At 71.1% G+C, this 6,696-nt stretch carries 6 protein-coding genes and 1 pseudogene; 6 read left to right on the top strand and 1 reads right to left on the bottom strand.

Annotation, left to right across the window (positions count from 1 at the left end):
- A pseudogene (locus tag ACYVE9_RS12080) lies at positions 1-385 on the bottom strand (hypothetical protein); the annotation flags it as partial.
- Between the two features lie 404 nt (positions 386-789).
- Between ACYVE9_RS12080 and rpsA the strand changes: the two are divergent.
- From rpsA to ACYVE9_RS12050, 6 genes are all read left to right on the top strand, one after another.
- Positions 790-2,322 (top strand): 30S ribosomal protein S1, encoded by a 1,533-nt coding sequence (gene rpsA / locus ACYVE9_RS12075; protein ID WP_461027798.1) that lies wholly within the window; start codon positions 790-792, stop codon positions 2,320-2,322.
- Between the two features lie 563 nt (positions 2,323-2,885).
- Positions 2,886-3,839, top strand: a complete 954-nt coding sequence (locus ACYVE9_RS12070; RefSeq protein WP_461027797.1) for a PAC2 family protein — start codon at positions 2,886-2,888, stop codon at positions 3,837-3,839.
- Positions 3,840-3,914: 75 nt separating this feature from the next.
- Positions 3,915-4,508 (top strand): dephospho-CoA kinase, encoded by a 594-nt coding sequence (gene coaE, locus ACYVE9_RS12065; RefSeq protein WP_461027796.1) that lies wholly within the window; start codon positions 3,915-3,917, stop codon positions 4,506-4,508.
- Positions 4,509-4,545: 37 nt separating this feature from the next.
- Positions 4,546-4,980 carry a hypothetical protein gene (locus tag ACYVE9_RS12060; RefSeq protein WP_461027795.1) on the top strand — a complete coding sequence of 145 codons (435 nt, stop codon included), beginning with the start codon at positions 4,546-4,548 and terminating at the stop codon, positions 4,978-4,980.
- Positions 4,981-5,117: 137 nt separating this feature from the next.
- Positions 5,118-5,501, top strand: a complete 384-nt coding sequence (locus ACYVE9_RS12055; protein ID WP_461027794.1) for a tetratricopeptide repeat protein — start codon at positions 5,118-5,120, stop codon at positions 5,499-5,501.
- A gap of 343 nt (positions 5,502-5,844) precedes the next feature.
- Positions 5,845-6,564: an HNH endonuclease family protein gene (locus tag ACYVE9_RS12050; protein ID WP_461027793.1), complete on the top strand. Its 720-nt coding sequence runs from the start codon at positions 5,845-5,847 to the stop codon at positions 6,562-6,564.
- The last annotated feature ends 132 nt before the right edge of the window (positions 6,565-6,696 follow it).

The raw sequence follows: 6,696 nt of genomic DNA, 5'->3' as shown, positions 1-6,696 counted from the left end.
GGGCGGCCAGCCACCGGGAGCACTGCGCCGCGCCCGCGCCGATCTCGAGCACTCGCCGCCCGGCCAGCCCGGCCGGATCGCCCAGCAGCCCGGCGGTCTCCTCGTCGAGCCCCTCCGGCCCCCACACGAAGCGGTCGTCGCCGAGAAAGCCGCCGTGCTCGTCCTGGTACTCGTCGGCGTTGCGGTCCCACCAGATCCTGCTCGCCCGGCTGCTCTCGGCGTCGCCCGCACGGCGCCGGACGGCGTCCGGCTCCTCCGCTGACCACTCCGGCCACGCCGGGGCCGGCGGCCCGTCGCGGAGCCGGTGCCGGTCGTGCCCGGGGTGCCCGTCGGGGCCCCTTCCCTGCTGGTGGTGCGGTTCGTGCGGCACCTGATGTGAAGTCATCTGACCCGTCTGCCGTGCGTGTGGGGAAGTCGATGTGCCGGGCGGTGTGTCGGTCTGCCGACTGCTGGCGTAAGCTTGGCGCAAACCTTGTGGTTGCGGGTATGCCGGGTCCGCCCGGAGTCGCTCGGCCGGGTACGGGGTGATTCACCCCGTGTGCGCTCACTTGCGCATTGACCCTGCCGTGCTTCGCCCGTATGCTACAAGTTGCGCTGCGGGCCTGCGCGCCTCGGACCGAGCAGGTCGCGCTCGCATCTGTTGTATGTCCCCTCGGTTGTCGAGGTGTTCTCGCTCCAGCGACGCTGGAAACGGTACGCCTCCCAAGCTGTCTGGCTTCGGCGGTGCGATAAGGGCTCACGGCGTAGCAGTACCTACGACTTCCTGTCCGTACCGGAGCCCTTTACCACATGACGAGCAGCACCGAGACCACCGTGGCCACCCCGCAGGTTGCGGTAAACGACATCGGTTCCGAGGAAGACTTCCTCGCCGCGATCGACGAGACGATCAAGTACTTCAACGACGGCGACATCGTCGACGGCGTCATCGTGAAGGTCGACCGGGACGAGGTCCTGCTCGACATCGGTTACAAGACCGAAGGTGTCATCCCTTCCCGCGAGCTGTCGATCAAGCACGACGTCGACCCCAACGAGGTCGTCGCCGTCGGCGACGAGATCGAGGCGCTGGTCCTCCAGAAGGAGGACAAGGAAGGCCGCCTGATCCTCTCGAAGAAGCGCGCCCAGTACGAGCGCGCCTGGGGCACGATCGAGAAGATCAAGGAAGAGGACGGGATCGTCACCGGAACCGTCATCGAGGTCGTCAAGGGTGGTCTCATCCTGGACATCGGCCTCCGCGGCTTCCTCCCCGCCTCCCTGGTCGAGATGCGTCGCGTCCGCGACCTCCAGCCCTACGTGGGCAAGGAGCTCGAGGCCAAGATCATCGAGCTGGACAAGAACCGCAACAACGTGGTCCTGTCCCGCCGTGCCTGGCTGGAGCAGACGCAGAGCGAGGTCCGTCAGACCTTCCTCACCACCCTGCAGAAGGGCCAGGTGCGCTCCGGCGTCGTCTCCTCGATCGTCAACTTCGGTGCCTTCGTGGACCTGGGCGGCGTCGACGGCCTGGTGCACGTCTCGGAGCTGTCCTGGAAGCACATCGACCACCCCTCCGAGGTTGTCGAGGTCGGCCAGGAGGTCACGGTCGAGGTCCTCGACGTCGACATGGACCGCGAGCGCGTCTCCCTGTCGCTCAAGGCGACCCAGGAAGACCCGTGGCAGCAGTTCGCCCGGACCCACCAGATCGGCCAGGTCGTGCCCGGCAAGGTCACCAAGCTGGTGCCGTTCGGTGCGTTCGTCCGCGTCGACGAGGGCATCGAGGGTCTGGTCCACATCTCCGAGCTGGCCGAGCGCCACGTGGAGATCCCGGAGCAGGTCGTTCAGGTCAACGACGAGATCTTCGTCAAGGTCATCGACATCGACCTCGAGCGCCGTCGCATCAGCCTCTCGCTGAAGCAGGCCAACGAGTCCTTCGGTGCCGACCCGATGGCGGTCGACTTCGACCCGACCCTGTACGGCATGGCCGCGTCCTACGACGACCAGGGCAACTACATCTACCCCGAGGGCTTCGACCCCGAGGCCAACGACTGGCTCGAGGGCTACGAGAAGCAGCGCGAGGAGTGGGAGCGCCAGTACGCCGAGGCGCAGACCCGCTTCGAGCAGCACCAGGCCCAGGTCGTCAAGTCCCGCGAGGCGGACGCCCAGGCCGAGGCCGAGGGTGTCACCCCCGGTGCGGCAGCCCCGCAGGGCGGCGGCAGCAGCAGCCAGGGCGGCAGCGGCGGTGGCGGCGGCGGTTCGTACTCCTCGGAGTCGACCGACGACCCCGGTGCGCTCGCCTCCGACGAGGCGCTTGCCGCACTCCGCGAGAAGCTGGCCGGCGGCCAGAGCTGACGCTCTGCCCCTGACGGCCTGCCACTGACGGCAGAGGGCCCGTCCCCCGCATCGGGGGGCGGGCCCTTCGTCGCGTCCGGGCGCGTTCGTCGTGTCCGGGCGGTCCGCAGTCCGTGGTGACCGGCCGGGCGGCCGGCGGTTCCCGCCCGACGGGGCACCACGGGGTGCGGCGGCCGGTGGTCAGCCGGCCGGCACGCCCGGGGCCATCAGCCCTCGACCGCCGGTCACGGTGTTCGACGCGGCCACCGTGATTGCCGCGGAACACTGTGCCGCAGCCCCACCCGGGCCGCACCTGGTGGGTCTGGAAGCCGTCGTCGGGGCTGTCGCGGCCGGTGTCCCCTCGGCCAGGTAGGTGTCGCCCCGCACGTCGACCCAGGAGTCGTCGTGGTGCACGTTTGTCATGCTGGCGCCGTCGAAGGTGTTGGCGGCCCCGAGCGCGGGGCCCGACGCGGATCGCGCCGGAAGCCAGGACCGTTCTCCGTGCCTCGTCAAGGCCGCGCGGGGAATGCGTACCGGTTGACGTGCGTTACGTCAGTTGCAGTCGATCAAGAGGGGCGGCACCAGTGCTGAAACCGCACGAGTTGTACGAGTGGGAGCCCAGCGGGCTCCGCGCGGTGGACGAGATCATCGACCACGGGGTCGGTGCCGGGCTTGTGATGCTCTACCACTTCGAGGGCTTCATCGACGCGGGCGCCACCGGAGAGCAGATCGTGGAGCGGCTCGGTGAGACCGAGTCGGTGCTGACGGTCGCCCGGTTCGACGCGGACCGACTGCTCGACTACCGCGCCCGCCGCCCGCTGATGACCTTCCGACGGGACCAGTGGGCCGCCTACGAGGCGCCGAGGTTGGAGCTGAAGCTGCTGCGGGACGCCGCCGGTGTGCCCTTCCTGCTGCTGGACGGGCCGGAGCCGGACGTCCAGTGGGAGTTGTTCACCGCGGCCGTGCGGGAGATCGTGGAGCGGCTGGGGGTGCGGCTCGCCGTCACCTTCCACGGCATCCCCATGGGTGTGCCGCACACCCGCCCGGTCGGCCTCACCCCGCACGGCAACCGTGCTGAGCTGGTCTCCGGCGGCCCGAACCTGTTCGACGAGGCCCAGGTGCCGGGCAGCGCGGCCGCCCTCACCGAGCTGCGGCTCTCCGAGGCCGGTCACGACGTGCTCGGCATCGCCGCCCATGTGCCGCACTACCTCGCGCGCTCCGCGTACCCGGACGCGGCCCTGGTCACGGTCGAGGCGATCACCTCGGCGACGGGTCTGGTCCTGCCGGGGCTCGCCCACGACCTGCGCAACGAGGCACACCGCGCCCAGAACGAGATCGAGCGCCAGCTCGCCGAGGGCGACGACGAGCTGGTCTCCGTGGTCCGCGGTCTGGAGCAGCAGTACGACGCCGTCGCGGGGGCCGCCAGTCGCGGCAACCTGGTGGCGGAGCCGACCGAACTGCCGTCCGCGGACGAGCTCGGTGCCGTCTTCGAACGGTTTCTCGCCGACCGCGAGCAGGACGGCGAGTCCGGGTCCTGACCCCGCCCGGGTGGGGGCGCGGTGGGCCGCCGGTTGCGCCCACGCCCCGAGCCGCCAGGCCGTAGGGTGAGCGTCATGGTGAAAGTCGGGCTGACCGGTGGCATCGGGGCGGGCAAGAGCGAGGTCTCCCGCAGACTGGGCGAGTTGGGCGCGTTGATCATCGACGCGGACCGCCTCGCGCGTGAGGCGGTCGCGCCCGGCACGCCCGGGCACGCCGGGGTCGTCGCCGAGTTCGGCACAGGCATCCTCCAGGAGGACGGCGAGCTCGACCGGGCGGCGCTCGGCCGGGTCGTGTTCGGCGACCCGCAGCGCCTCGCCGCGCTGAACGCCATCGTCCACCCGCGCGTGGCGGAGCTGTCCGCGGCCTTGGAGGAGGCCGCCGGCGAGGACGCCGTGGTCGTGCACGACGTGCCGCTGCTGGCCGAGAACGGCCTCGCGCCGCTCTTCGACACGGTGGTGGTGGTCGACGCGTCGCCCGCGACGCAGCTGGACCGCCTGGTGCGGTTGCGCGGCATGACCGAGGAGGACGCCCGGGCCCGGATGGCCGCCCAGGCCGACCGCGAGCAGCGCCTCGCCGTGGCGGACCTCGTGATCGACAACGACGGGCCGCTCGACGCGCTGCAACCGCAGGTGCTCGACGTCTGGCGGCGCCTGACCGTGACCGCTTAGACGGTCGCGCCGGAGACGGTGGGGGTGGCTCGTGGGAATGATCGAAAGGCTCTGGGAGGCCGGCGAGATGCCGCTCCGGGACGGGCTGTACCGGCCGGACGACACCGGCTTGGATCTCCATGTTGACGGGCCGGGGGCGTACCACCCCGATGCCGGGCAGCCGATTCCCTTCCGTGTCGGGGGACCGTTCGACGTGGCCCAGGCCCTGGAGGAGTACAACAACGACGGGGTGAACACCTACTTCGAGAGCCCGCTGCCGGACGGATCAGGACGGATGTCCGGCGGAGGCGGCGGGATGGGCAACATCGGCTACCTCGCCCGTCTCAACGCCGACTCCTCGTTGCGGTGGGTCGCTGTCATGTTTCATTCCAACCCGTTCGTCAGCGTGCACTACGAGGGCACGCGTGCCGCTTTCACCAACGACTGGGGAAACGTGTTGGTCCTCGACCTCAGGACCCCCGTTCTGGACTGACCCGCCCGGGCTCCGAACCACCCGACGAGGGCCCTCGCCGGCCGGGACGGCCGGATCGTGTCCGTGCCGGGCGGGGGAGTGGCCGTGCGGGAATGCTTGCCCGGGTGGCGGCGTTGTCCCCGCCAGAGGAGGCACTCATGTCCCGCACGCCCGAGACGCACATCATCGGCTTCCGCGCCGCCGAGCACCTGCTCGCCGCACGGGACCCCCGCGGCGCCCTCAAGCTGCTCGACCCGGTGGTCGCCGAACACCCGGAGAACACCGCCGCGCGTCTGCTGCGCGCCCGCGCGTTCTTCCTGGGAGCCCAACTGCGCTCGGCCGAGCAGGAGTTCCAGGTCGTGATCGAGCGCGAGCCGGACAACGCGTTCGCCCACTTCGCGCTCGGACGCACCCTGGAGCGGGCCGGCCGCGACGAGGAGGCCAAGCGGTACTTCCGGCTGGCCGCCGCACTCGACCCGCGCCCGGACTTCGTGCACGCCGCCGACTTCGCCGACCCGGACGAGAACCCACCCGCGGGCTGAGCCCCCGCCGGTGAGTCCGCTGCCCGGCCTGCCCTCAGAGGCAGGCCGGGCTTTCGGCTGTCCGTGGGGTTCTTCGGGTCGCCTCACCGGGCGTGGTGGTACCCGGTCAGCAGGCGAGGCGAAAGGTGCACAAGCGGTCGGGGAGGGGACGCCCGGCGCCGGTGGGGCACACGGTTCGGTCACCGCGGGTGGGTGCCCTTTCGCTGCCGGGCGGGTGGTGGCCAGAATGGGTCGGAACCGAGCACCCCGGCCGGCGGTTCCCCCGAACGGGCGTCGCCTATGATCACGCCCGGGGCGCACGCCCTGCTGCCATCCGCCCCCAGTGAACTGTTGGACGTGCCCTTTGAGAACGCGCCTGTCCGCCGCCGCAGTACTCACGGCCCTGCTGCTCAGCACCGGTTGTTCCGTCGAACAGCTTCCGGAGGCCGACAGCACCGACGACGCCCCCGTCGGTTCGGGCCAGGCCGCCTCGGCCCTCGAGGAACTCACCGTCAAGGGCAGAGCGCCCAAAACGGACTACGACCGCCGCAAGTTCGGGTCGCCCTGGGCCGACACCGACGGGAACAGCTGCTCCACACGGGACGACGTCCTGCAACGCGACCTGGACGACGTCATGTTGCAGGAGGACGGCTGTGTGGTCGAGAGCGGGACCCTCACGGACGATCCCTACACCGGCACCTCGGTGAGTTTCGAACGCGGGCGCAGCAAGGTGGACATCGAGCACGTGGTGGCGCTGTCCGACGCCTGGCAGAAGGGCGCCGCCGCCTGGGAGCCCGCCAAACGCATCGCCCTCGCCAACGACCCGCTGAACCTGCTCGCGGTCGAGGCGTCGGCCAACCGGCAGAAGGGCGACGGCGACGCCGCGACCTGGCTGCCCGAGCACAAGCCCTTCCGCTGCGACTACATCGCGCTGCAGGTCGCCGTGAAGCAGAAGTACGAACTGTGGGTGACGTCCGCGGAGAAGAAGGCGATGGCGGGTGTGCTCGACTCCTGCCCGACCCAGGAACTGCCCGCCGGTGACGCCCCGACCGAAGCACCACCCCGCTTCGACGCACCCGACTGACACCGCCGCACGGGCGGGAGGGGCCGCGGCGGTGACGGGGAAGCCGGACGGGCGGCAGTTGCGCACCCCGTCGACGACCGGGTGGACCTGCTGCCGCAGCGGCGGGGTGCGCCGCCGCCCGGTGGCCGGGAC

Source organism: Streptomyces sparsus (genome assembly GCF_054776295.1).
This window is presented reverse-complemented; position numbering and strand designations above follow the sequence as displayed.